We start from the raw sequence: 24,155 nt of genomic DNA, 5'->3' as shown, positions 1-24,155 counted from the left end.
CGGACCAGGTAGCTGTTCTTCGCAGGAGGTCCCGCTCAAGCAAGCGGGCGCCTTCGCTTGCAGCAAGGACGCGGTGCGCCACCCACGAGAGACGAAAGGGATGGACTAAGACGTCACCGAGCTGGCGGAGGGGACCCACTGCGGTGATGGCAGCGATTCCTGTAAGGCGTGCGGGGAGCCCGCTGGCTATTCCAGTTCCTCCAACAGGACTTTTAACGCGTCGATGTCGGTGAAGATCCCGATCAGGTCCTCACCTCTAACCACCGGCAGGCTTCCGAATTTCTTCTCCACCATCACGCGCACCGCATCGACCAGCGGCGTGTCTTCGGTCACCGTCACCGGCTCCTTGGTCATGATGCGAGCCACGGAAGTGGCCACCAGCACCTGCTCGAAGTCCTCCCGTCGGATACCCGAAAGCAGCGAGGGTGTAGCTCGACGGATGTCGCGATCCGTCACCATCCCCACGAGCCTGGAGCCGTTGGTGACCGGCAAATGACGGATGTGGTGCCTCCCGAGCAAGGACACCGCCTCTTTCATGCTAGCCTCTTCGGGAACGGTAAACAGCTTCTGAATCATGTACTCTCCGATTCGCATAGGCAGAACCTCTTTGCGTTCTGCCAGAAGTTTTAACGCGTCGATCTCGCTGATGATCCCGATCAGCTCCTCACCTCTCACCACCGGAAGGGCTCCGAATTTCTTCTCCACCATCGCGCGCACCGCATCGACCAGCGGCGTGTCTTCGGTCACCGTCATTACAGTCACCGGCTCCTTGGTCATGATGCGAGCCACGGGAGTGGCCGCCAGCACCTGCTCGTAGTCCCCTTCGATACCCGACTGCAGCGAGGGTGAGGCTCGACGGATGTCGCGATCCGTCACCATCCCAACGACCCTGGAACCGTTGGTGACCGGCAAATGACGGATGTGGTGCCTGTCGAGCATGAGCACCGCCTCTTTCATGCTTGTCTGCTCGGACACGGTAAACGGGTTCTGAGTCATGTACTCTCCGACTCGCATCGGGTCTCGCATAGGGACTCGCATAGGAAAAGCCTCTTTTCGTTGTTCTGGAAACCGACCTTACTCGCTAGCTAGTGTAAACGGCTAGCGGCCATTCTTCCACTGCGAAACATGGCGCTTCTGCTCTACAAGTTCGGCCGCAGCTCGGGCTCTCTCATCATCCAGAGGAAACCGTTGTAGTAGAAATAGACGAAGGACTGGTATACGCTCCAATAAAAGGCCCAGCGCTCCGTCACCGTGCCCGGGAAGACGGGCCGAGCGGCCTCGGGCGCGATCCAGATGACCCAGAATCGTATGCTGAGATAGAGCCCCGCTGTCGAATGGGTGAAGATTCCGTAAGCCAGGAGTGGACGCTTCAAAAGCCGGGTCGGGAGCGGCTTGTGCGGAGTAGCCCCGATACCGGCGTCTTTGGAAAGCCCACACAAACACCCTGTACTCAACAGTGTGCGAGAAAGCGAAAGCCAGGAACATTTTACCCAACCGGGGGGGCAACGGGGTGCCGCTCCGGGCCTTGGCGCAGAAAAACGCGGGATGCCGTACTTCTGCCGTTGAGGAACAGGGCGCACCGGCTGCTCGGGAAGCACCTCGTCGACCAGCAGCACGGCACTCTCGGCCATGCGCCGACTATACTCGGCGGCCTATTCGTACGTGGCGGCTGGAACGTAGCCAGAGCTCCACCCTACTTTCTAATATTTTAAAGTGGAAACTTAACAACTTTTACAAATTAGAATTTTCAACAGACCATCCGAAGCATTACATATTATCTAGCCAAACTCTGGCCAATAGTGACTATCCGGCAATGGGCGCTTACCAAAAATCGCCTGTCCAACCCGTACCACCGTCGCACCTTCCTCTATAGCCAGCTCATAATCACCCGACATGCCCATGGATAACTCGTCGAATGAAAGACCATCCGGGGCTTCCTGGCGCAACATTTCTTGTACAGCACGCATTTTCAAAAAGCACTCACGTGCCCGTTCATGGTCAGTCGAAAGAACAGCCAATGTCATCAGCCCTTTGATTCGCAATGAGGAATAATTCGGAAGTTGATCCACAAAAGCGCCAACCTCATCAGGTAGCAAGCCAAACTTGCTGGCTTCCCCAGAGCTATTCACTTGCACAAATACATCCAGGCTGCGGCCATCAATTTGCAATCGTTTATCCAGTTCCGCAGCGACTTTAAGACTATCCAACGCATGAAATTCATTCGCAAAACGAGCTAAATATTTGGCTTTATTTGTTTGCAGATGACCAATGACCGACCATTTAATGTTCAGATCGCCTAACACTACCGATTTTTCATGTGCTTCTTGAATTTTGTTCTCACCCATTTCCAGACAACCCGCAGCATGTGCAATACGTAGCTGCTCAGCAGGAACTGTTTTGGTCACGGGCAGCAAACGTACACTGTAAGGATCTCTTCCCGCTTTTTGACAAGCTGCATCAATACGCCCCCTTACAATGGCAAGATGTTCTTTAATCTTATTCAGTTGCTCATCGCGTTGCTGCATTTCTTGCCCCAATTTTTTTCCCACTGTACTATAAGGTATTAATTCATCTTGGTTGCCTGATGAAATGTCATTTTCCAACATAATCGTGGCCACGCTGACCTTCTTCTCATGATGGTCAACACCCGGGTGCAGGCGCCGGACCTGGCACCGGCCATCGAGCAGGCGATGCTCGACGACGTGGTCCCGGCGCTCTCTTCGGAGCGCGCAGCTCCGCATTGCGATCAAGCGGCCGGGCGGGCACCACGGCCGCCGAGCGCTTCGTCGCTCGGCCCCACCCATCCTTGTGCGAGCAGGTGCTCGAGCGCATGCCCTGACCCGCTTGACCGGCGCGACGACGACCGCGCCCGGCAAGGCAGCCGCACCTCGTCCTTGTGGCGGCTTTGCAACAGTGGACCGATCGATGATCAACGCCCGTTGAGTAAGGGCTTAGTGATGGTGTTTTTTACCCATCGCTGCCATCACGTCTTTGATTTCTACATTCAGTGTTTGGGTGGAGCCATCACTGAAGTTCAGTGTCAGATCGATCTGCTCACCGGTGATCAGACTCTGGTTCAGACCGATCAGCATCATGTGCAGACCACCCGGCTCAAGAACGACGGTTTCATTACCATTCAACGTGATCCGTGGAACTTTGTGCATCTGCATAACCCCGTCGACATGGCTATGAGTATGCAGTTCAACGACGTCTGCTGCAGAACTTGACGCTGATTGCAGAGCAACCTGCTCGTCGCTGGTGTTTTTCAGTGTCAGGAAGGCGGCGCTGTTTGGCTGGCCAGGAGGGACAGCGCGGGCGTAGGAATCGGACACCTGAACGTCAGCCATAGCAGCGCTGGACAGGGTGAGTGCGGTCAGCAGGGTGATAAGTTTTTTCATACTGTTTCCATTAGAGTAATTTACGAATTTCAGCAACCACTTCATTGGGCATTGTACCGTGCATCAGGGTTTTGCTCAGCTGCCCCTGCTTATTAATCAGATAGATGCGAGATGAGTGGTCTACAGCGTAGCCCATGGCGGAATCTTTCATCTCCACTTTGCGATAAAAGGTGCCATAGCGATTGACCACCAGGTCAACGTCCTTCTTCGTGCCTGTCATGCCGATGATTTTAGGATGAAAGAACTGGCTGTATTCTGCCAGCCGCTCCGGTGTATCACGTTCGGGATCAACGCTGACAAACAAGGGCTGTACCTGTTCCAGTTCTTCGGGGGACAGGTCTTTAAGTGCCTGAGACATAATCGCAAGCGATGTAGGACAGACATCCGGGCAGTGGGTGTAACCGATGTAGAGTGCAGACACTTTGCCTTTGAAATCTGATAATGAAGTCGCTCCACTGAGGCTTTGGAGGGTAAAATCACCGCCCAGTCTATGCAGAGGAGGCTGGTCCGAATCTGCATTACGTGGCGACATCAGAGATGCCGCCGTAACAATCCCCCCCAGCAATGCCAGGGTGAGTAGCAGTAGATTGCGTAAAGTTTTCAGATTATTTGCCATGTTTACAGTCCTATCGGGATGCGCTACCTGCCGACAGAGAACTTCACGATTTTCGGCGAATAGGAGTGCCGAAAAACCCGCATTTTCGGTACAGATATCACCTTGAGCTTGACAGCATCGAGATGGCCGGCCGGCTGATTTTAGTTTCCGTTAATTCGTTGACTGTTCAAGATCCGGTTCATTACGGGACACCTGGTTCGGCTGTTCATCCAAACTGTTTAATTTAGCGTAAAGAACTACTGCACCAATGGACCCGGTAATCGGGCCGATTAAATAAGCAATGATGTGAGAGAGTTCACCTGAGACTAGCGCTGGGCCAAGACTTCTTGCCGGGTTCAGTGAGCCACCTGTGATCGGACCGCCGAACATTATTAGAAATGCCACAGTTGCACCTATTACGATGCCGGCAAATTTCCCGGCTGCTTTTTTGTCGACAGCGGAGCCTAGGATGACGGTCATTAAAAAGAAAGTAAGAATGGCTTCGACTGTAAAAGCTGTTAGGAAGCTACCATCCAAAGGCTGGGTAACTCCGTAAGACATTTTCTCTGGGATGCTCTGCATTATGAATAGCGGTTTAAGAATGATTAAATGAAGTAGGCTTGCAGATATGGCTCCTGCACATTGTGCGCCAATATAAGGCAGAACGTCGTCTTTATTGAATTTTTTTGCAAAAGCCAGCGCTACAGTAACAGCAGGATTAATATGAGCACCAGAAGTATGACCATAAGTATAAACCATGGTCATTACAACGAGCCCAAATACAACCGATATACCAATCAAACCAAGGGCCCCGTTGCTTAATTGATTAATGGCAACAGCGCCACAACCAAAAAAGACTAGAGCGAACGTGCCGATAAACTCGGAAGCGTATTCTTTTTTCATATGAACTATTCCATGCTGAATTGTTGAAGAGACGTTAAGCTTGAGTAGCGGTATAAATACAGTGGTTACTCAAGATTAATCGAAGTCGATTATGCAGACATACCGTGCGGGTCAACGACAAACGTCTTGGCTGCTCTGCCATCAAATTCGGCATAACTCTCAGGAGATTGATCTCGAGAGATTGTGCGAATATTTACATGTTTCGCTGTGTAGCACTCTGCATTGGCATTGATGACTGGCCCGCTTCATCACCAGCACGATCGATGCCATCTACTCATCAGCGCAACGGATCGCTCGCTGGCGGCCGGTAACGCATTGGAGACAAGCCACCGGGGTCGTTTCTTGAGTCGTGAGGTAGAAGCGCATCGCCGCGGTGCCGCCTCGGACGCAGAGACAAAATGGCCGCGAAATGAGTTGGCCAATGGAACAAAATGTCGCGCTTACGTGCCCGATGTCTCGGTGGCATTGCAGTGGATCTAAGCGGCCATTGAAGCAATAGGTGATCGTGCCGAGGTAGCGCTCGGCATATTTGCTGAAATCGAAGCTGAGGTAAGCCCCGCGAGGTCGCGGTTCGACGCCAACGCCGAGAGCCCGGTCTTCGCCGCGCCGATGAGATAGATCGCCGGGAACCAGACGGTCAGTCCCAGTGTGGTTCCTTCGAACAGGGTCCCGGCGATCAGCGAGGTCTGGTGATGGCAGGCATTGCACTGGAAGGTCTTGCGGCCTTGAGGTCAACCTCCCAGCCATGGGGCGCGCCTTGAAGATCGCCACAACGGCGATTGACCCCAAGGACTGCAAAGTTGAGAATCTGGTCGTCCGCTGCAGCCTTCACGTCCGATTCAAAGAGGGACTGAAAACGAATCCGAACAGCCAAACTATGGGGGATGCCGTGTGCTTGTACTTCTTGGAGCATGAGTTTGCGGAGTCTGCGGCAAAGCACGACGACGTGAGGGTCGTCGGCGTCGTCCAGAAGTCGTGGCGCGAAATGAGCGAACGGGGTCATGAGCTGGCGCTCCAGTTGCCACTCGCCGGAGGTGCACAAGTACGCGTTGGGCGAGTTCTGAGCGGAGATTGATCCTGTGACTCACGTCAGCGGGCTCTTCATCTATCCCATCAAGTCATGCGGTGGGATCGGTCTCACGGAGGTTGAGGTGGTCCCGGGGGGGCTTCGCCACGACCGACGGTACATGATCGTCGATGCGTCCGGTCGCTTCGTCACGCGTCGTGAAGAACCTCGCCTCGCCCAAGTCGTGGTCAACTCCCGCGGCGAGGACTTCCGCGTCTTCGCGCCGGGCGCTGGTGACTTCGCTCTCCCCGCAGAGCCCGGCGAGGAGCTGTTCGGCGAACTCAGGATCAGCACCGTCTGGCGGGATACCGTTGAGGCGAAAACTCTCCCCAATGGTTCCTCGTGGTTCAGCGCATTTTTAGGGCGTGACGTGGAGCTGGTGTACATGCCCGATCCCGCGCTCAGGCAAGTGAATGCAGCTCGTTCGGATCCAGGTGATCAGGTGAGCTTCGCTGACGGGTATCCCCTGCTTCTCACATCGGAACAATCACTCGTTGATCTCAACGCCCGTCTCGACCAACCGATCCCGATGTCGCGCTTTCGACCGAATGTCGTCGTGAAGGACGCTGACGCTTTCGCAGAGGACACCTGGAAGAAGATCACAATCGGTTCGACGAGGTGCACCGTGCCGAAACTCTGTGATCGCTGCGTGGTTACGACGATCGAGGAAGGCTCTTCGAGAAAAGGCAAAGAACCTTTGAAGACCCTGGCATCCTATCGTCAGTGGGATGGCGCTGTGTGGTTTGGCGCTCTAGTGATCCCCAAGAGCACAGGACGACTTCGGGTCGGAGATGTGATCCAGGTCGTCGAAACAGATCAGAGCGCGGGGATGCAGACCTTGTCGGCGCCGACCTGAATCTGTAGCCATGCGGCCGGAGTGAAGGTGCTGAGTAGGTTCTTCTGCGTGTTCGTCCACCCTCTGCAGAACCGCGCGGCCCGGCGGGCATGGCTCTCGAGCAAGAGGTGCTCGTCGACCTGGATTATCCAGGCCAGGCCCACGAGTCGCTCGGACTGGGGAAGGCGGTGCCCGCGATCGTTCCGCGGCAATGCCATCGAGACATTGGGCACGTAGGCACGACAATTTGACCCATTGGTCAACTCATTTCGCGACCATTTTGTCTCGGCGTTCGAGCCGGCACCGCGGCGATGCGCTTCTGCCTCACGACTCAAGAAACGACTCGGGCCGCTTGCCTCCAATGCGTCACCGGCCGCCAGTAAGCGATCCGTTGCGTTGATGATTACATGGCATCGATCGTGCTCATGATAATGACGCAATAATGACGCATTTCGCTCTGGACGCGGTTTAGCAAGCATGGCGAGTCATACATACATGCGCCCAGAGGTCGCCGACACGCTGCAGACCGCCCATGTCGAGGGGGTTGCCGAGTCGGCCGCTCAACAGCTGAAATCCGGAGGCGTTGCCCAATGATCCCGGAACTCGGACATGTCGCACTGATCCTCGCGCTCGTCATCGCCGTCCTCCAGGCTTCCTTCCCGTTGGCCGGCTCGCTCGCCGGCAACGGGGCCAGTACCGGAACCGGGAATCGCCCCTGGATGACCATGGCGCGTCCACTGGCGTACGGGCAGTTCACGTTTTTGATCATCGCCTTCGCCTGCCTGGTACAGGCGTTTCTGGCCAGCGACTTCTCGGTGCTGTATGTCGCCCAGCACTCGAACACCCTACTCCCTAAGATCTATAAGGTTTCAGCGGTTTGGGGCGGCCATGAAGGGTCGCTGTTACTTTGGGTGTTGTTCATGGCAGCCTGGGGCGCGGCGGTCGCCGCCTTCAGCAAGAATCTGCCTCTGGCAGTGGTGGCGCGGGTGATCTCGGTGCAGGGAATGATCGCGATCGGGTTCCTGCTATTCATGCTGTTCACCTCCAATCCGTTCGAGCGCCATTTCCCGATACCGCCGGAGGGTCGTGACCTGAACCCGCTGCTCCAGGACTTCGGTCTCGCCATCCACCCGCCCATGCTCTACATGGGCTATGTCGGCTTCTCGGTGGCCTTCGCCTTCGCCATCGCAGCGCTGATCGGCGGGCAGCTCGACGCCGCCTGGGCACGCTGGTCACGCCCCTGGACGACGGTGGCCTGGGTGTTTCTGACCATCGGAATCGCACTCGGCTCCTGGTGGGCGTACTACGAGCTCGGCTGGGGCGGCTGGTGGTTCTGGGACCCGGTCGAGAATGCATCGCTGATGCCCTGGCTCGTCGGCACCGCGTTGATTCACTCGCTGGCGGTCACCGAAAAGCGCGGTGCCTTCAAGAGTTGGACCCTGTTGTTGGCCATCTTCGCGTTCTCCTTGAGCCTGCTCGGCACCTTTCTCGTTCGCTCTGGCGTACTGACCTCGGTCCATGCCTTTGCCACGGATCCGGAGCGCGGACTGTTCATCCTGATCTTTCTGTGCATCGTCGTCGGCGGCTCCCTGGCACTCTATGCCTGGCGTGCGCCGGAAGTATCCGAAGGCGGGCGCTTCGATCTGGTGTCGCGCGAGAGCGCGTTGCTCGGCAACAATCTGCTGTTCGTCGCCTTTGCGGTGCTGGTGTTGTTCGGCACCCTGGCGCCGCTGATCTACGAGGCCTTCGGCTGGGGGAAGATCTCGGTCGGATTCCCCTGGTTCAATCAAATGTTTTTGGCATTGGCGCCTTTCCTGGGGATCCTCCTCGGCATCGGCCCCGCGGCTCGCTGGAAGCACGACGAACCCGGCCGACTCATCAAGACGCTCTGGATCGCCTTCGCGCTCAGCGTCGTCGTGCTCGCAATCTCGGCGCTGCCGGTGTTCAGCGGTGGCCATTTCTGGGTACCCATCGGTGTCGCGCTGGGAGCCTGGTTGCTGTTCTCGCATGCCACCATCGTCCGCGACCGGCTCAAGAACAAGCGCGGCTTCGACGGTTGGATTGCTGATCTGCGCGGCAACGGACGTCGCTTCTACGGCATGGTGACCGCCCACATGGGCGTCGCCGTGTTCATCGTCGGCGTGACCATGGTGTCCAATTTCGAGGTTGAGGAAGACGTACGTCTGTCACCGGGGGACAGCCACGAATTGGCCGGCTACCGGTTCGAATTCCTTGGTGCCGAAAAGGCCCCCGGACCGAATTACATGGCCGACCGAGGCCACTTCAAAGTCTATGATGGCGACAAGCAGATCACCGAACTCTATCCGGAGAAGCGGTCCTATCTAGGCGGCGGCATGCCAATGACCGAGGCCGCCATTGATGCGGGTTTGTTCCGCGACATCTATATCTCGCTCGGCGAGCATGTGGGAGACGGTGACTGGGCGCTGCGCCTGTACTACAAACCCTATGTCCGATGGATCTGGCTCGGCGCGATACTGATGGCGCTTGGCGGCATGCTGGCCGTCAGCGATCCGCGTTATCGGACCGCGCGTTCACGCTCCACAGCGCCCGTCGGCGGCATCGCGGCGAGGGCCTGAGTGATGACAGAAGCACGCGTACGAAATCGCCATGCCAGCACTGATTAAGTCCTTCCTGTTGTCAATCCTGCTCCTAACCAGCTTGACCGCCGGTGCCTTCACGCTTGAGGAGTTCACCTTCGACAGTCCCGAGCAGCAGGCGGAGTTTCGCGAGCTGATCAGCAAGCTGCGGTGCCTGGTCTGCCAGAACGAGTCCCTTGCCGGGTCCAAGGCGGAGCTGGCCCAGGACCTGCGCAACGAAGTTTATAGGATGATGCGCGCCGGCCAGTCAGAAGACGAGATTCTCGACTTTTTGATCGCACGCTATGGCGACTTTGTCCTCTACGACCCACCCTTGAAACCTTCCACGTACATCCTCTGGTTCGGGCCATTCGTGCTGATCGGAATCGGTGCGGTGTTCATGGTACGCGCACTGCTGCGCAAGAATTCCGCGCCGGACGCCGAACTGAGCGAAGACGACCGCCTGCGACTGAAGGACATGCTCGCCAATCACGACGGCAAGACGAACCAATCATCATGACCATCTTCTGGATTCTCGTAACCGGACTCGCCGGCCTGGCCCTGCTGTTCGTGCTTGCGCCACTGCTGAGCGTTGCGCGCGAGACGGATCACAACGACGTCGACCTTGATAAGGTCAACCTGGGTCTGTTCAAACAGCAACTCGCTGAACTCGATGCCGACCTGGCTGCGGGTAAGCTGGATGAGAGCCAATATGACTCGGCTCGTCAGGATCTCGAGCGCGAAGCGCTGAACAACCTGGACACCAAGACCGGGGAACAGCCTCGCGCCATGTCGCTGCCAAACCCGCGGCTCACAGCGCTGGCACTGGTCGTGGCCGTGCCCGCATCGGCGTTGGCCCTCTACCTGATGCTGGGGAGCCAGGAAATGATTCCGCGGCTCGATGCCGGCACGGAGGACCAGGTCGCGGCCCGGGGCCACAACGGCGCGGCGGACGGAATGTCGTCTTTGGATGTTCTGGTTGCACAGCTCGAGGAGCGGTTGCAGAAGACACCCGACGATACCGAAGGCTGGATCATGCTCGGACGCACCTATTTTGCGATGCAAGACGCCGCGAAAGCCGAGACGGCATGGGCCAGGGCTTACGCATTGAGGCCGAAGGACTCCCAGGTGTTGGTGGCATACGCCGATGCGCTGGCCGCCAACAACGACAACAGCCTGGAAGGCCGGCCGTCGGCGCTGATCGCCGAGGCGTTGGAAATTGACCCGAACGACGTTACAGCGCGCTGGCTTTCCGGAATGGCGGCATTTCAACGTGGTCAATTCACCGCAGCGGCGGTTTCCTGGAAAAGGGTCTTGGGCGAGATCGACCCTGAAAGCGAGGACGCCGCCGAATTGCGGCGGCTCATCGACAACGCCGAGCAGCGTGCCGGGGTGGTGCCGTCCGCGGCTGGACTGGCGGAAAAGAATGGCGCCGGGGAGCTGGGATCTGCGGGCGACGCGCGGGCGTCCAACGGCGACGACGAGCGCCAGCCCGAATCCAAACCCGCGAACCAGGCGGATGCGGGAGCCCCCGCAATCGAGGTCGAAGTCTCACTCGCCCCCGCGCTGTTGGATCGCTCGCCGCCCGATACCACGGTCTTCGTCTACGCCAAGGCCGCTGCAGGTCCACCGATGCCGTTGGCCGTGCAGCGCATCCGGGTCGCAGACCTTCCCAAGACCCTCCGCCTTGATGACAGTATGGCCATGATGCCGACCATGAAGCTGTCACGCTTCCCACAGGTCATCGTCGGCGCCCGGGTCTCAACCAGCGGCCAGGCCATGCCCCAGTCCGGCGATCTGGAGGGCGAGACCGGCCTCATTCCGAGCAGCGGCTCCACACAGGTGACGGTCTCAATCGACCGCGTACGACCTTGACAGGCTGACGGCTACCGCAGATTCAGGTGATCGTATGGCATCAGGATAAATCGATCCATCGTCCGAACATCCGAATCGCGCCTACCGGTGTCGAAGGCATAGCTGGTCACCGACCCGTCGGCGGTGTCGAGGATCGAGAAGAGCGTGAGCCGATTGCTCGCGATAAAGGGCATGACTTGGTCGCCATCGGTTTCTGGGGCAATGCTCGGCGCAATGGGCTCAAGCCCGTTCGGGTCGCCCTGAGCAGTGGCGTTGGAGGCGCGCCAAGGGGGCGGCGGCACCGGACGGGTTTGGCCGCCGAGGACATGGAAGGCCCCGAAGCTGTTGCCGACATTCGAGGTTTCCAAATAGTGCACACCTTGATCGAAGAAGCGGTTCCAGAGGTGCGAGTGTCCGTTCAGGACCAGCTGCACACCGGCCTGTCGAAGCAGCGGCTCGAGGTCCCGAACCCGATAGTCGTCCGCGCGCGGATACTCGTAGCGGACACCCGTAAGTGCCCCGTTCGTGTCGCGCTCTTCGATCCGCACCGGATCGGTAAACGGCGGCGAGCTGTTGGCGCCTAAGCTGTGGATGGGGTGATGCATCAAGACAACGCGATACTTGCCGTTTCGGAATGCGGGACTCGCCAACTCGCGCTCGAGCCACGCAAGCTGGTCGCTGCCGCGGTCGATCCGCTCGAAGATGTGCTGGCCCCAGCCTTGGTCGAGCGGGTCGTCCGGGAGCAGATCGGTCTCGCGATAGCGGCCCGGCCGATCGGCGTCCAGCGTCGGCGTGCGCCAGATCTGCGTGACGTAGAGTCCGACGACGCGGATGTCGCCGAAGGTCTCGGCCCAATAGGTCTCGCCGCCGGGCGAGTCATCCGGCAGTGCGAAGAGTTCCAGATAGCTGTCGAGATTGAAGATTGGCGGGGGTCATGGGGAGCGTTTGGTGATCAGACGTCAGGAGGATCTTCACGGCTTGGCCGGACAGCGGTTTGGGCGCGAGCGTGAAGACATCGCTCAGGACCGGGCGACCCGCGTCGTCGAGACTCAGCACGCGGTAGGGCACCCGCTCGCCCGTTGCCGCTTCGGCCACCACGGACTCTATCGGCTTGGAATGACGCTTCGGTGACACCCGATGATTCGCTCGACCGCTCGGACCGCTCGGCTGCGAATCTTGCCCTTCGGGATCCTGTTGGTCGTTTAACTGTTGTCTGCGGTTGGGGCAATCCTTTGGCTGCAAACCGCGGGGAGTGCGTCGGGCATGCCGCTCGATGCCGTGTATGAGAACGTGGTGTTTGTGCAGACCGAGGCTGCAGATGCCGCGTGACCGCCCGCCGCGGGCCCGACGCTCAACGCTTGTCGCGCGCCCGAACGATTGCCTGCACCGTCAAAGAACGGTCACATCGATTCTCTACAATCGCGGAATTTCCCCGACCGGGAAGGAGGTTGCCGTGATGGGTTTCGAGAGATCGCGCCGTGTGTTCTTGGCTGGGGCGGCTGCGCTGGCCGCGGTATTGGCCGCGCCCGCGAGCGCCATGGATCCGCGCTATACGGACGCCGACGGTGATCTCACCGCGGATCCGCCTGCCGATGCCAAGGACTGGCTCGACCCGGATGTGCTGATCTTCGCCTACACGCCTGTGGAGGATCCGGCGGTCTATGCGAAGGTCTGGGATGGCTTTCTGAAGCATCTGGAGGAGAAGACCGGCAAGCGGGTTCAGTTCTTTCCGGTGCAGTCGAACGCGGCTCAGATCGAGGCGATGCGGGCCGGTCGGCTCCATGTTGCCGGCTTCAATACCGGATCCAACCCGCTCGCGGTCAACTGTGCCGGCTTCGTGCCTTTCGCCATGATGGCCTCGGCCGACGGTAGCTACGGCTACGAGATGGAGATCATTACCTACCCCGGCAGCGGGATCGAGACGGTCGAGGACATCAAGGGCAAGAAGCTCGCCTTCACCGCGCCGACCTCCAACTCGGGCTACAAGGCACCCTCGGCGATGCTGAAGGCCGAGTACGGGCTTGAGGCCGAGAAGGACTTCGAGCCGGTGTTCTCCGGCAAGCACGACAACTCCATCATCGGAGTCGCCAACAAGGACTATCCGGCCGCGGCAATCGCCAACTCGGTGCTGCAGCGCATGATCGCGCGCGACGTGGTCCAACCCGAGCAGGTGGTGAGCCTTTACACATCACAGACCTTTCCGACAACCGGGTACGGTCTGGTCTACAACTTGAAGCCGGAGCTTGCCGAGTCGATCAAGGACGCCTTCTTCAGCTTCCCGTGGGAGGGCTCGGCGCTGGCTGCCGAGTTCGAGAAGTCCGGCGAGGCCCAGTTCATCCCGATCGACTACAAGACCCATTGGGCGGTGGTTCGAGAGGTCGATGCCGCGATGGGGGGGAGCTACGACTGTCGTTAAGGCGTCAGCTCTCAGCTCTCAGCTCTCAGCTCTCAGCTCTCAGCTCTCAGCTCTCAGCTCTCAGCTCTCAGCTCTCAGCTCTCAGGTGGGTCCCGGCAATAAGCATCCCGACTGCGCATACCCGAAAGACCTGAAGGATGTGCGTGCGAATAAATTCGCACCTACACGCTGGTTGTTCCTTTCCAGGAAATCACCTCGGCTCTCAGTTTGACATGCCCCGGGGCGCGTTTTTCTTGACCTGGTCAGAACGTCAGCTTAAACAAGCTGATAGCTGATAGCTGATAGCTGATAGCTGATAGCTGATAGCTGATAGCTGATAGCTGATAGCTGGCAGTGGCCATGCCTTTCCCAAATCCGAGCGCGCGCCATTACCCATGCTCCGTCTCGAATCCCTGACCAAACGCTATCGCACCGGTGATATGGCGCTGGCCGATGTGTCGCTCGAAATCCCGGCGGGGCAGGTGGTCGGGCTGATCGGTCCCTCCGGGGCGGGGAAGTCGACGTTGATCCGTTGCGTGAATCGCCTGGTCGAGCCGACCTCGGGTCGGATCTGGTTAGGTGACTTGGAGCTGACGCGGTTGGGCCGCCGTGGACTCAGACATGCGCGCCGTCGCATGGGTATGATCTTTCAGGAATTTGCCCTAGTCGAGCGGCTGACCGTGATGGAGAACCTGCTCTCGGGTCGGCTCGGGTACGTGACCTTCTGGAGCAGTCTGATCCGACGGTTTCCGCCTGCAGATATCGAGAATGCCTTTCGGCTCTTGGATCGTGTCGGCCTGATGGAGCATGCGGACAAGCGTGCCGATGCACTCTCGGGCGGTCAGCGCCAGCGCGTCGGGATCGCGCGCGCGCTGGCGCAGGAGCCGGAGATCCTGCTGGTGGACGAGCCGACCGCGAGCCTGGATCCCAAGACCTCGCGCCAAATCATGCGGTTGCTGCGCGAGGTGTGCGCGGAGCGGGGTCTGGCGGCGATCGTAAATATCCACGACGTGGTGCTGGCCCGCGAGTTCATGATGCGCATCGTCGGCCTGCGTGCCGGGGCGATCGTCTACGACGGCGGCCCGGATGGACTGACGCCGGTGGTCCTGACCGAGATCTACGGCGAAGAGGATTGGACGGCGTCGAGCGATCTGTCCGACACCCGGCCGTCCGCGCGCCCAGGCGTGCCGGGTGCCGACGAACTGGTCGGCGCCTTGTGAGCGGACCGGCCGTTCTGCCCGATCCGGCTGGCGAGGGTGCAACTCCAGGCGCGGTGCGCTATCCGAGCCACTGGCGGCGTCCGCCGCTCATTTCTGATGGCCGACTGCGCTGGGCGATCTACGCCGGTGTCCTCGTCTATCTGGTCGTCGGCATCGGCGCCGTCGAGGTCAATTGGGGCCGCTTGAGCGAGGGCTGGGAGCGCGGTCTGCGCTTTCTCGGCGGCTTCGTCGAGCCGGACTTCATCTCGCGCTGGGACGACATCCGTGCCGGTTTGATCGAGAGCCTCACCATGACCCTGACCGCGACAGTTGTCGGGGTCGTGATCTCCATCCCGGTCGGGATCGGTGCGGCGCGCAACATTGCCCCGTCTCCCGTCTATCTCGCCTGCCGTGCCTTGATTGCGCTCTCGCGCTCGCTCCAGGAGATCATCGTCGCGATCCTCTTCGTCGCCATGGTCGGGTTTGGCCCACTGGCGGGCTTTCTGACGCTGGCCTTCGCGACCATCGGATTTCTCGCCAAGCTCTTGGCCGAGGACATCGAGGATATCGACGCCGCGCAGGTGGAGGCGATCCGCGCGACGGGCGCCGGCTGGTGGCAGGTGCTCGACTACGGGATCCGTTCGCAGGTGACGCCGCGTCTGATCGGACTCTCGCTCTACCGGCTCGACATCAATTTTCGCGAATCCGCGGTGATCGGGATCGTCGGTGCCGGCGGGGTCGGGGCGACCCTGAATACGGCGCTCGATCGCTATGAGTACGACTCGGCCGCCGCGATCCTTATCCTGATCATCGCCATCGTGTTGGTGACCGAGTATGTCTCCGGTTGGGTGCGCGCTCGGGTACAGTGATGGCGATTCAGCAACCCCCCGATGGCCCGATCTGGCGCAAGCGCACGACGCCGCAGTCCCTCGCGCTCTGGTTCGGCTGGCTGCTGTTGGTCCTGCTGTTCATCCTGGCCTGGGAGGCCATGACCCGCAACCAGATCTGGGCCTTCGTGTGGGACGCCCCGGAGCAGGCCGCGGATCTCTTCGGACGGATGGTACCGCCGCGCTGGTCCTACATGGACCAACTCTGGGTTCCCCTGTGGGACACCATCAACATCGCCACCCTCGGCACCCTGCTCGCGATCGTCCTCGCCGTCCCGGTCGCCTTCCTCGCGGCGCGCAATACGACCCCGAGTCCGCTGCTCGTGCGCCCGATCGCCATCTTCATCATCGTCGCTTCGCGCTCGGTCAACGCGCTCATCTGGGCGCTTCTGCTGGTGGCCATCCTGGGTCCGGGTTTGCTGGCCGGGATCATCGCGATCGCCCTTCGCTCGATCGGGTTTATCGGCAAGCTCCTCTACGAGGCGATCGAGGAGATCGATACGCGGCAGGTCGAGGCGATCCGGGCGACCGGAGCCGGGCCTGCGCAGGTGTTGGACTTCGGGATCGTGCCTCAGATCATGCCCGCCTTCGCCGGCATCACCCTGTTCCGCTGGGACATCAATATCCGCGAGTCGACCGTTCTTGGCTTGGTCGGCGCGGGCGGGATCGGGCTGCAGCTCAAGTCGTCGGTCGACAGCCTGGCATGGCCTCAGGTGACCCTCATCTTTATCGCCATCCTCGCAACCGTGATCCTCAGCGAGTGGGTCTCCGCGCGGGTGCGTGCGGCCTTGATCTGAGCGGAACGATCCGAAGATCGCCGCCGCCAACCCGGGCGTCGAGCTGCCGGATCAAGAGATCACGGTCGTGGTCCGTTCCGACTCCTCCGGCACGACCTACGTCTTCACAGGGCATCTGGCCGAGATCAGCGAGTCCTTCAAGACCACTGTCGGGCACGACAAGTCGCCGCAGTGGCCGAAGAGCACCAAGTTCGTGAAGGCGCCCAAGAACGACGGCGTCACCGCCACCGTTAAGCAGACCCCGGGCTCGATCGGCTATATCGAGTACGGTTTCGCGAAGCTGACCAAGGCCCCGTCGGCCATCCTCGAGAACCAGGCCGGCAAATTCGTGGCCGGTGGCGCCGAGACCGGCGCGGCCGCCTTGGCGACCGCCGAGTTCCCCGGAGGCACGCTGCCGGGCTCGAACGTCCCGGATCTCCGCGCCTGGATCATGGACCCGGCGGGCGATGACGCCTACCCGATCGTCAGCTATACCTGGCTGCTCCTGCCGGAGACTCAGGACGCCGAGAAGGCCCAGGTGGCGCGTGACCTGATCGAGTATGTCCTGACCGAGGGTCAGAAGAGCGCCGACTCCATGGGCTACATCCCGCTGCCCGCGAATGTGGTCGAGAAGGTTCGCGAGGTCTCTCAGCTGGTCAAGTAATCCGTCATCACGCCAGGACCGCGGGCTTCGGAGCATTTCGGGGGGATGGGGCGCGCCGGTTGACATGGGGTGAGCCGGCAGTTGCGCCCGTGCGGATCCGCCGTCCGGATCGCCGTCACAGGCGATTCGGACGGATGGGCCACCGCATCCGATCCGCCCGACAAGGCCGAGGAGATCACCGGTCCATCGTTCCGATCGACGCACATCCAGGCAGATTCAAACCCATGGCCGTGAATCCATTCCAGCATGCCGACTCTGCAAGCAGTGTCTCCGGACCACCGTCCGGAGGCGACTATCTTGCCGATTCCATCTTTCGCATCATCGCGCTCTCCTGCGCAGCCCTCATCGTCGTTCTGATCCTCTATATCCTTTGGGAGATCGGGGGACTGGCATTTCCGGCGATGGCTCAGCATGGTCTGAGCTTCGTCTCGGGGACGACATGGAATGTCGGCACACAGGAGTTCGGTGTCCTGCCGGAGATCTGGGGAACCCTCTACAGCTCCTTTCTGGCTTTGATCCTCGGCGGGACCTTCGGTGTGGCCATCGCCATCTTTCTCACCCAAGATTTCATCCACGCCCGTCTCGCTGCGGTCTTTCGGACAATCGTCGAGCTGCTGGCCGCAATCCCTTCGGTGGTCTACGGCCTCTGGGGCATCTATGTGGTCATCCCGATGCTGCGCCCCGTGGCCGAGTGGCTGCACAGCGAGCTCGGATTCATCCCGATCTTCGGCACCGAGCTGAGCGGTCCGGGTATGGCACCCGCCGCCTTGGTGCTCGCCATCATGATCCTGCCGACGGTCGCGGCCATCACGGTCGACGCCTTCCGGCGCATCCCCTACAAGGTCAAGGAGGCCGCTTACGGGATGGGCACGACACGCTGGGAGGCCATCCTCAAGGTGATGCTGCCGACCGCCTCCTCCGGCATCCTCGCCGCCTTGGTTCTGGGGTTCGGGAGGGCGCTCGGCGAGACCATGGCCCTGGCGATGCTGATCGGCAACAGCAACCAGATCAACCTGTCGCTGTTTGCGCCGGCCAATACGCTGGCATCGCTCCTGGCCTCGAGCTTCCCGGAGGCCGGCCAGATCGAGGTGCAGGCGCTCATGTATGCCGCCGTGGTGCTCCTCTTGATCACGCTCATCGTCAACATCGTCGGGCTGGGGATCCAGCAATACACGGTTCGCAAGTTCGAGGGCAAGGCATGAGCGACATCGACCTGACATCGCGGCCACAAGAGTCGCAGCGCCTGAGCCTGGAACGTCGACCGTTCGAGCTGCGCGCCCTGACCAGCGGACTCCTGACCGGCATGACCTGGGGTATCGCCATCCTCGGCAGCATCCCGCTCTTCTCGGTCATCATCATGTTGGTGGCCGAAGGCGGCGCCCGTTTGGACATCGAGGCACTGACTGCGCTGCCGCCGGCCGGCTTCGAGATGGGCGGCGGTTTTGCCAACGCCATCATCGGCACCCTGGTGATGGTCGCCATCGCAGCCGCCATCAGCATCCCGATCGGTCTGCTCGCGGCCATCTACTTGGCGATCCTGGACCCTCACAGCCCGTTGGCCGGGACCTCTCGCTTCGTGGCCAAGACCCTGACCGGATTCCCCTCGATCTTGGCGGGCGTCTTCACCTACGCGGTCTTGGTCATCAACTTCGGCTATTCCGCGGTGGCCGGCGGCGTCGCCTTGGCGGTGCTCATGCTGCCGACGGTGGTGCTGGCCGCCGAGGAGTCGATGAAACAGGTGCCTCAAAAGATGACGGATGCCGCTTACGGCATGGGCTGCACCCGCAGTCAAGTGATCTGGAAGGTGGTGCTGCCGACCGGCCTGCCGGGCATCCTGACCGGCATCATGCTGGCGGTGGCCGGCGCGGCGGGCGAGTCCGCTCCGCTGCTGTTCACGGCGCTCTTCAGCAACTACTTCATGTCCGAGCTGATGGAGCCGACCGCGTCGTTATCCATCCTCATCTACAACTTCTCGGCCATGCCCTTCGACAACCAAATCGAGCTGGCCTGGGCCGCCTCCTTGGTGCTGGTCCTGATCGTCCTTGTCTTCAATATCCTGGCGCGCCTCATCGGGCAGTCCAAGGTGTAACCATCCCGAGGTATACGTCATGAGCGCAACAGCTGAAGCAACGGCACACGCCATCTCACCAGGGGCGGCGGTCTTCTCCCCGGTCGGAGAAGCGGTGATCGACTGCCGGCTCGAGAAGGTCTTCTACGGCGATTTTCTCGCCGTGCGCAACAGCAACGTCCCCATCGAGAAGGGCAAGATCACGGGATTCATCGGCCCGTCGGGCTGCGGCAAGAGTACGGTGCTGCGCAGCCTGAATCGGATGAACGATCTCATCCCGAGCTTCCGTTTCGAGGGCCACGTCAAGTACCACGGCCAAGACGTCTACGGCAAAAAGGTCGACCCCGTCGTGGTGCGTCGGTACATCGGGATGGTCTTTCAACAGCCGAATCCCTTCTCGATGAGCATCTACGACAACGTTGCTTTCGGATTGAGGCTCAACCGCTACAAGGGCAACGTCGAGGAACGCGTACAGAAGGCACTGGAGCGCGCCGCACTCTGGAAGGAGGTCAAGGACAAGCTGAATAAGAGCGGGCTCTCCTTGTCCGGCGGTCAGCAACAGCGCCTATGCATCGCCAGGGCGATTGCCACCGAGCCCGATGTCCTGCTGATGGACGAGCCCTGCTCGGCCCTCGACCCCATCGCGACTCGCCAGGTCGAGCAGCTGATGCTCGAACTCAAGGAGCGCTACACGGTCGCTTTGGTGACGCACAACATGCAGCAGGCGACCCGCGTGGCCGATACCACCGCCTTCTTCGGTGTGGACATTTCCGAAGGCGGGCGAACCGGCTATCTGGTCGAGATGGGCGAGACCCGCCGGATCTTCGAGGACCCCCAAGAGGAGCTCACCAAGCAATACGTCTCGGGCGAGTTCAGCTGATCCAGCCACCGGAGCCCGCCCCGTGCGGGCGCCGCGCCAGGCATATCACCTTCAGTTCACGAGGACGGGCCATGACGAGTCTTCCCGGGGTTAAGCGCACCGCTTCGGCGGTCGTTGTCTCCATCCTATTGACGGCATGCGGCGGGGAGTCGACCGATACGACGACGGAATCCCCGGCCGGGTTGCAGATCACAGGGGCGGGTGCAACCTTCCCCGAGCCGCTCTACCAGGAGTGGATTCGCCGTTACAACGCGGAGCAAACCGAAGCGCGACTCAGCTATGAAGGCGGAGGCAGCGGCGAGGGCGTCAAACGCTTCATCGCCGAGACGGTCGACTTCGGCGCCAGCGACTCGGCCATGACGGACGAGCAGATCGCCCAAGTCGCCCGGGGCACCAAGCTGATCCCGGCCACCGCCGGTATGGTCGTGCTCGCCTACAACCTGCCGGGCGTGGAAGGCGAGCTGCGGCTGCCCCGCGATGTCTATGTCGACATCTTTTTGGGCAAGATCTGGCAGTGGAACGATCCCCGTATCGTCGCGGCCAATCCGCACCTCGACCTTCCTTCGAAGCTGATCCAGACGGTGGTCCGCCGCGACGGCTCCGGGACCACCTTCGTCTTCACCAATCATCTCGGCACCATCAGCCCGACCTGGCTGACCGAGGGGCCGGGAATCGGAACTCTCATGAACTGGCCCGGCGGCGCCATGACCGGCAACGGCAACGAAGGGGTCGCGCACAAGATCAAGATCAGTCACGGGTCGATCGGCTACATCGAATACTATTTCGCCAGCCGTCTCGGACTTCCGATCGCCACCCTGCAAAACAAGGCCGGCAACTTCGTTAGGCCGGACGCCGAGAGCGGGCGACGCACACTCGAGGCGGCGGCCGAGGCCAACATGCCCGAGAATCTGCGGCTGTTCGTTCCCGATCCCGAGGCAGAAGATGCCTATCCCATCGTCAGTTTGTCTTGGCTGTTGCTCTACGGACAGTACCCGGAATCGGAGAAGGCGACGGCACTCAAGGCTGCCGTGACCTGGGCCCTGGACAAGGGACAGCCGATCGCCGAGGAGTTGGGCTACATTCCGCTGCCGGCCAACATCGTCGCTGCAGCGACGCGCGCCCTCGACACGATCCGTTAGGCCGAACAGGTCGATCCAGGGATGGATCCGTCCCGGACCCAAGCCGCGCGCACCGGCGCGGCAGACCGATCCCACCCGCGAGATCCCGGCAGTCATCCGATGCGTCTGAACCTGACGGCGATCGATGCGTCTCTGCGCGCCGTGCAGGACGATTTCGACCGGATCAACCGGACCTTGAGCACGCCTCGGGATCCGATGACCGATATGGTGCGTCGGAACATGATGGCCGGTTACCGGATGGTCGACGAGGCATTGAGGAGCGGGCTTGACCCCTTCGAGCGTGGGCACTCGAAATGGCTTCTGGAACTTAATACCTGCGTGCTGTGCGGAGAGGATGTCGAGAGGCGTCGGGAGTTCTCCGTTCACATCGCCGCGACCGAGCAGCATTTCTACGAGCAGCAAAACGCCGGCATCGGGGGCTTGATGGACTGGCTCGCCTATCACCGCGCCGAAACCGTTTGGTTCCGCGCCGCCGGGGTTTACGTCTACGTCCTGAGTCGGCCACAGCTCTATATCGAAGGCAACCACCGCACCGGCTCCCTGATCATGAGCTACCTGCTGGCGCGCGAAGGCAAACCACCCTTCGTCCTGTCCGTTGCAAATGCGAAGGCCTATTTCGACCCCTCCACACTGGTCAAGGACGCCCGCAAACACAGCCTCGGCATGCTGATCACGATGCCGAAGCTCAAAAAGCGTCTCGCACGCCTCCTGAAAGGCAACGGCGCGCCCGAGTATCTTGTCCCTGCCGCCTGAGGATCCCGGCCGAAGGTCGCGCTCGGCCCCCCGGGGACCACCGAAACCCGCACACGTCGCTCCGCCGATTCGGATCGAGGCAATCCCGCAGGTGAAGACACCCCCCTTCGAATCAGACCTGATCGGTGCCGCCGCGGCGGCTCCTATGTCGCTGCAAGATCACACAACCGTAACACAACTGCCCTATGTTTCCGGGATTCGGCCGTCAGCGTGCGGCCAATATCCAAATTCGCAGGCACTCGACTCATGACCACGACACCGACATCGCGACAGTTGGAAAGGCCGATCGCGCAGCTCGCCACACTGCGCGAAGGCGCAGTCGAATTCGAACGCGCTTATGCCGCCGAGATCGAGAAGATCGAGCCCGGCCATCGCAACAGCGCACGCAACTTCCTTCACTATCTCAGCATTCGTCAACACGACATCCGCAGTCTGCAAGAAGACCTCGGTGCCCTGGGACTCTCTTCGCTCGGGGTGCTGGAGCCCCATGCCTTGGCGAGCCTCAACTCGGTGATGGCCATCCTGGAGCAGCTCAGCGGCAAGGATCTCGGTCCGGCGCCGGAGCCGCCGGTGGATTTCCGTTCCGGCCCCTTGTTGCTTCGGGATCACACCCGTGCGCTTCTGGGTCCCGAGCCCCGCGACCGATTCGTTCGCATTATGGTGACCATGCCGAGCGAAGCCGCCTCGGATGCACAACTGGTGCAGGATCTACTCATCGCCGGGATGGATGTCATGCGCATCAACTGCGCCCACGACGGTCCGGATGCCTGGTTCGCGATGGTGGAAAACCTGCGTCGTGCCGAACGAATGGTTGGGCGTAGCTGCCGCGTGCAGGCCGACTTGGCCGGTCCGAAGCTCCGCACGGGCGCCATTCGTGCGAGCGGGCGGGTGAAGCGAGTGGCGCCCGATCGCGATGTCTTCGGCTGCATCGCCAGGCCGGCTCGCATTTGGTTGACCCCGGCGTCTGCGGCAGAGCCGACCCCCGGCGACATTCGCTTTGCCCTCCGGATCGAGGGCGATCTGCTCGAGAGACTTGCAGTCGGCGATCACATCGGCCTGACCGACACGCGCGGTCAGGGTCATGAGCTTAAGATCGTCGAGATGCTCGATCGATCGTTCATCGCCGAAACCGAGCGAACGGCCTACATTGAGGACGAGACCCCGGTGACGGGCCTCCGCGACGGCGAGTCGGTCGGAGCGGGACGCATCGTGGGCATTCCGGAGGTGGTCAACCCCATCTACCTCCTACCCGGCGATACGCTGATATTGACCCGTCACGACGAGCCCGGTCGGGAGGCCGAGCGCGACGCATCCGGTCGCATCGTCGAGCACGCACGGATTCACTGTACGCTGGATGCTGCGTTCGAGCAGGTCGCACACGGGCATCGTGTCTGGTTCGACGACGGAAAGATCGGCGGTCTTGTTCAGGAAAACGACGGTCAGCGCATCCTGGTGAAGATTACCCATACCGGGCCACGCGGCGCGAAGCTGCGCGCCGAAAAGGGCATCAACTTCCCCGATACCGCGCTTGAGATGTCCGCCCTGACCGACAAAGACCTGGAGGACCTCCCGGCAGTCGTGACATTTGCGGACATGGTCGCCCTCTCCTTTGTCCGCGGCCCCGAAGATGTCGAGCGTCTGCACGACGCGCTCTACCGACTCGGTGCCAACCGTCTAGGGGTCGTGCTGAAGATCGAGAACCGTCAGGCCTTCGAGAACCTCCCACGCATCCTGCTCGCGAGTCTCAACTCGCCTCCCGTGGGCATCATGATCGCGCGGGGCGATCTCGCGGTCGAAGTGGGCTTCGAGCGCCTCTCCGAGGTCCAGCAGGAGATCCTCTGGCTCTGCGAGGCGGCGCATATTCCGGTGATCTGGGCCACTCAGATCCTCGAGGGCATGGCAAAAAAGGGAGCACCGTCGCGCGCCGAGGTCTCGGATGCCGCCATGAGTATCCAAGCCGAATGCGCCATGCTCAACAAGGGGCCGAACATCGTCGAGACCGTCCGTTTCCTCGACGGCATCATCGGACGCATGGACGAGCACTACGTCAAACGTCGCGCCACGCTGCGCAAGCTGTCGGTGGCGCAGCTGAAGTAGCTGCCTTCAAGCTGTCGCGACCGCCGACGGATCTCGCCCCCGAACGCAG

At 60.8% G+C, this 24,155-nt stretch carries 25 protein-coding genes and 1 pseudogene; 17 read left to right on the top strand and 9 right to left on the bottom strand.

Features of this window, described 5'->3' with window-relative positions:
* Positions 1-186: 186 nt before the first annotated feature.
* The 7 genes and pseudogenes from BDD21_RS19965 to BDD21_RS19935 all read right to left on the bottom strand — a co-directional run.
* Entirely contained in the window at positions 187-996 is an 810-nt protein-coding gene (locus tag BDD21_RS19965; protein WP_170164833.1) for a CBS domain-containing protein, read from the bottom strand.
* Positions 997-1,139: 143 nt separating this feature from the next.
* Complete coding sequence (locus BDD21_RS19960; protein ID WP_120798651.1) at positions 1,140-1,373, bottom strand: hypothetical protein; 234 nt, start codon at positions 1,371-1,373, stop codon at positions 1,140-1,142.
* Between the two features lie 405 nt (positions 1,374-1,778).
* Complete coding sequence (locus BDD21_RS19955) at positions 1,779-2,618, bottom strand: YggS family pyridoxal phosphate-dependent enzyme (RefSeq protein WP_245969705.1); 840 nt, start codon at positions 2,616-2,618, stop codon at positions 1,779-1,781.
* 333 nt (positions 2,619-2,951) lie between these two features.
* On the bottom strand, positions 2,952-3,398 hold the full coding sequence (locus tag BDD21_RS19950) for a copper chaperone PCu(A)C (protein WP_120798650.1): 447 nt from the start codon (positions 3,396-3,398) through the stop codon (positions 2,952-2,954).
* A gap of 10 nt (positions 3,399-3,408) precedes the next feature.
* Positions 3,409-4,014 (bottom strand): SCO family protein, encoded by a 606-nt coding sequence (locus tag BDD21_RS19945; protein ID WP_120798649.1) that lies wholly within the window; start codon positions 4,012-4,014, stop codon positions 3,409-3,411.
* A gap of 150 nt (positions 4,015-4,164) precedes the next feature.
* Positions 4,165-4,896 carry an MIP/aquaporin family protein gene (locus BDD21_RS19940; RefSeq protein WP_120798648.1) on the bottom strand — a complete coding sequence of 244 codons (732 nt, stop codon included), beginning with the start codon at positions 4,894-4,896 and terminating at the stop codon, positions 4,165-4,167.
* Positions 4,897-5,456: 560 nt separating this feature from the next.
* Positions 5,457-5,615 (bottom strand): annotated as a pseudogene (locus BDD21_RS19935) (IS1595 family transposase); the annotation flags it as partial.
* A 26-nt stretch (positions 5,616-5,641) separates the two neighbouring features.
* Between BDD21_RS19935 and BDD21_RS29260 the strand changes: the two are divergent.
* Positions 5,642-5,971 carry a DUF4202 family protein gene (locus tag BDD21_RS29260; RefSeq protein ID WP_120798647.1) on the top strand — a complete coding sequence of 110 codons (330 nt, stop codon included), beginning with the start codon at positions 5,642-5,644 and terminating at the stop codon, positions 5,969-5,971.
* A 4-nt stretch (positions 5,972-5,975) separates the two neighbouring features.
* Positions 5,976-6,818: an MOSC domain-containing protein gene (locus tag BDD21_RS19925; RefSeq protein WP_120798646.1), complete on the top strand. Its 843-nt coding sequence runs from the start codon at positions 5,976-5,978 to the stop codon at positions 6,816-6,818.
* Here the strand turns inward: BDD21_RS19925 and BDD21_RS19920 are convergent.
* The gene (locus tag BDD21_RS19920; protein ID WP_147431158.1) at positions 6,779-7,015 is read right to left on the bottom strand and encodes a hypothetical protein; all 237 of its coding nucleotides are present in this window, start codon (positions 7,013-7,015) and stop codon (positions 6,779-6,781) included. The two genes, BDD21_RS19925 and BDD21_RS19920, sit on opposite strands and share 40 nt — an antisense overlap.
* Before the next feature lie 372 nt (positions 7,016-7,387).
* Here BDD21_RS19920 and BDD21_RS19915 point away from each other — a divergent pair, with 372 nt between their 5' ends.
* Genes BDD21_RS19915 through ccmI form a run of 3 tightly spaced genes read left to right on the top strand, consistent with a single transcriptional unit; the run spans position 7,388 to position 11,269 of the window.
* Positions 7,388-9,394 (top strand): heme lyase CcmF/NrfE family subunit, encoded by a 2,007-nt coding sequence (locus BDD21_RS19915; protein WP_120798644.1) that lies wholly within the window; start codon positions 7,388-7,390, stop codon positions 9,392-9,394.
* Between the two features lie 31 nt (positions 9,395-9,425).
* Positions 9,426-9,914, top strand: a complete 489-nt coding sequence (locus BDD21_RS19910) for a cytochrome c-type biogenesis protein (protein WP_211335108.1) — start codon at positions 9,426-9,428, stop codon at positions 9,912-9,914.
* Positions 9,911-11,269: a c-type cytochrome biogenesis protein CcmI gene (gene ccmI, locus BDD21_RS19905; RefSeq protein WP_120798643.1), complete on the top strand. Its 1,359-nt coding sequence runs from the start codon at positions 9,911-9,913 to the stop codon at positions 11,267-11,269. Before BDD21_RS19910 ends, ccmI begins: the two co-directional genes overlap by 4 nt.
* An 11-nt stretch (positions 11,270-11,280) precedes the next feature.
* On the opposite strand, the gene BDD21_RS19900 is transcribed toward ccmI, so the two are convergent.
* The gene (locus BDD21_RS19900; protein WP_342769612.1) at positions 11,281-11,898 is read right to left on the bottom strand and encodes a metallophosphoesterase family protein; all 618 of its coding nucleotides are present in this window, start codon (positions 11,896-11,898) and stop codon (positions 11,281-11,283) included.
* A 298-nt stretch (positions 11,899-12,196) separates the two neighbouring features.
* Between BDD21_RS19900 and BDD21_RS27540 the strand changes: the two genes are divergently transcribed.
* The 12 genes from BDD21_RS27540 to BDD21_RS19835 all read left to right on the top strand — a co-directional run bounded on the left by BDD21_RS27540 (position 12,197) and on the right by BDD21_RS19835 (position 24,106).
* A complete protein-coding gene (locus tag BDD21_RS27540) occupies positions 12,197-12,379 on the top strand; it encodes a hypothetical protein (RefSeq protein WP_147431157.1) in 183 nt (60 codons plus the stop codon).
* A gap of 325 nt (positions 12,380-12,704) precedes the next feature.
* Complete coding sequence (gene phnD, locus BDD21_RS19890) at positions 12,705-13,664, top strand: phosphate/phosphite/phosphonate ABC transporter substrate-binding protein (RefSeq protein WP_120800029.1); 960 nt, start codon at positions 12,705-12,707, stop codon at positions 13,662-13,664.
* A 374-nt stretch (positions 13,665-14,038) separates the two neighbouring features.
* Positions 14,039-14,863: a phosphonate ABC transporter ATP-binding protein gene (gene phnC / locus BDD21_RS19880; RefSeq protein ID WP_120798639.1), complete on the top strand. Its 825-nt coding sequence runs from the start codon at positions 14,039-14,041 to the stop codon at positions 14,861-14,863.
* Positions 14,860-15,711: a phosphonate ABC transporter, permease protein PhnE gene (phnE, locus tag BDD21_RS19875; RefSeq protein ID WP_245969703.1), complete on the top strand. Its 852-nt coding sequence runs from the start codon at positions 14,860-14,862 to the stop codon at positions 15,709-15,711. The genes phnC and phnE (BDD21_RS19875) overlap by 4 nt, the downstream gene beginning before the upstream one ends.
* Positions 15,711-16,526, top strand: a complete 816-nt coding sequence (gene phnE / locus BDD21_RS19870; protein WP_120800028.1) for a phosphonate ABC transporter, permease protein PhnE — start codon at positions 15,711-15,713, stop codon at positions 16,524-16,526. The genes phnE (BDD21_RS19875) and phnE (BDD21_RS19870) overlap by 1 nt, the downstream gene beginning before the upstream one ends.
* Before the next feature lie 16 nt (positions 16,527-16,542).
* Positions 16,543-17,169 (top strand): phosphate ABC transporter substrate-binding protein PstS, encoded by a 627-nt coding sequence (gene pstS / locus BDD21_RS19865; protein ID WP_281269187.1) that lies wholly within the window; start codon positions 16,543-16,545, stop codon positions 17,167-17,169.
* A gap of 224 nt (positions 17,170-17,393) precedes the next feature.
* Positions 17,394-18,371, top strand: a complete 978-nt coding sequence (pstC, locus tag BDD21_RS19860; RefSeq protein WP_120798637.1) for a phosphate ABC transporter permease subunit PstC — start codon at positions 17,394-17,396, stop codon at positions 18,369-18,371.
* Positions 18,368-19,258, top strand: a complete 891-nt coding sequence (gene pstA, locus BDD21_RS19855; protein WP_120798636.1) for a phosphate ABC transporter permease PstA — start codon at positions 18,368-18,370, stop codon at positions 19,256-19,258. Before pstC ends, pstA begins: the two co-directional genes overlap by 4 nt.
* A 19-nt stretch (positions 19,259-19,277) precedes the next feature.
* The gene (gene pstB / locus BDD21_RS19850; protein WP_120798635.1) at positions 19,278-20,117 is read left to right on the top strand and encodes a phosphate ABC transporter ATP-binding protein PstB; all 840 of its coding nucleotides are present in this window, start codon (positions 19,278-19,280) and stop codon (positions 20,115-20,117) included.
* Positions 20,118-20,188: 71 nt separating this feature from the next.
* Positions 20,189-21,256, top strand: a complete 1,068-nt coding sequence (gene pstS, locus BDD21_RS19845; RefSeq protein WP_120798634.1) for a phosphate ABC transporter substrate-binding protein PstS — start codon at positions 20,189-20,191, stop codon at positions 21,254-21,256.
* A gap of 21 nt (positions 21,257-21,277) precedes the next feature.
* Positions 21,278-22,009: a hypothetical protein gene (locus BDD21_RS19840; RefSeq protein WP_245969702.1), complete on the top strand. Its 732-nt coding sequence runs from the start codon at positions 21,278-21,280 to the stop codon at positions 22,007-22,009.
* Positions 22,010-22,255: 246 nt separating this feature from the next.
* A complete protein-coding gene (locus BDD21_RS19835) occupies positions 22,256-24,106 on the top strand; it encodes a pyruvate kinase (protein WP_120798633.1) in 1,851 nt (616 codons plus the stop codon).
* Positions 24,107-24,155: the final 49 nt, after the last annotated feature.

Source organism: Thiocapsa rosea (assembly GCF_003634315.1).
Taxonomy (GTDB): Bacteria; Pseudomonadota; Gammaproteobacteria; order Chromatiales; family Chromatiaceae; genus Thiocapsa; species Thiocapsa rosea.
This window is presented reverse-complemented; position numbering and strand designations above follow the sequence as displayed.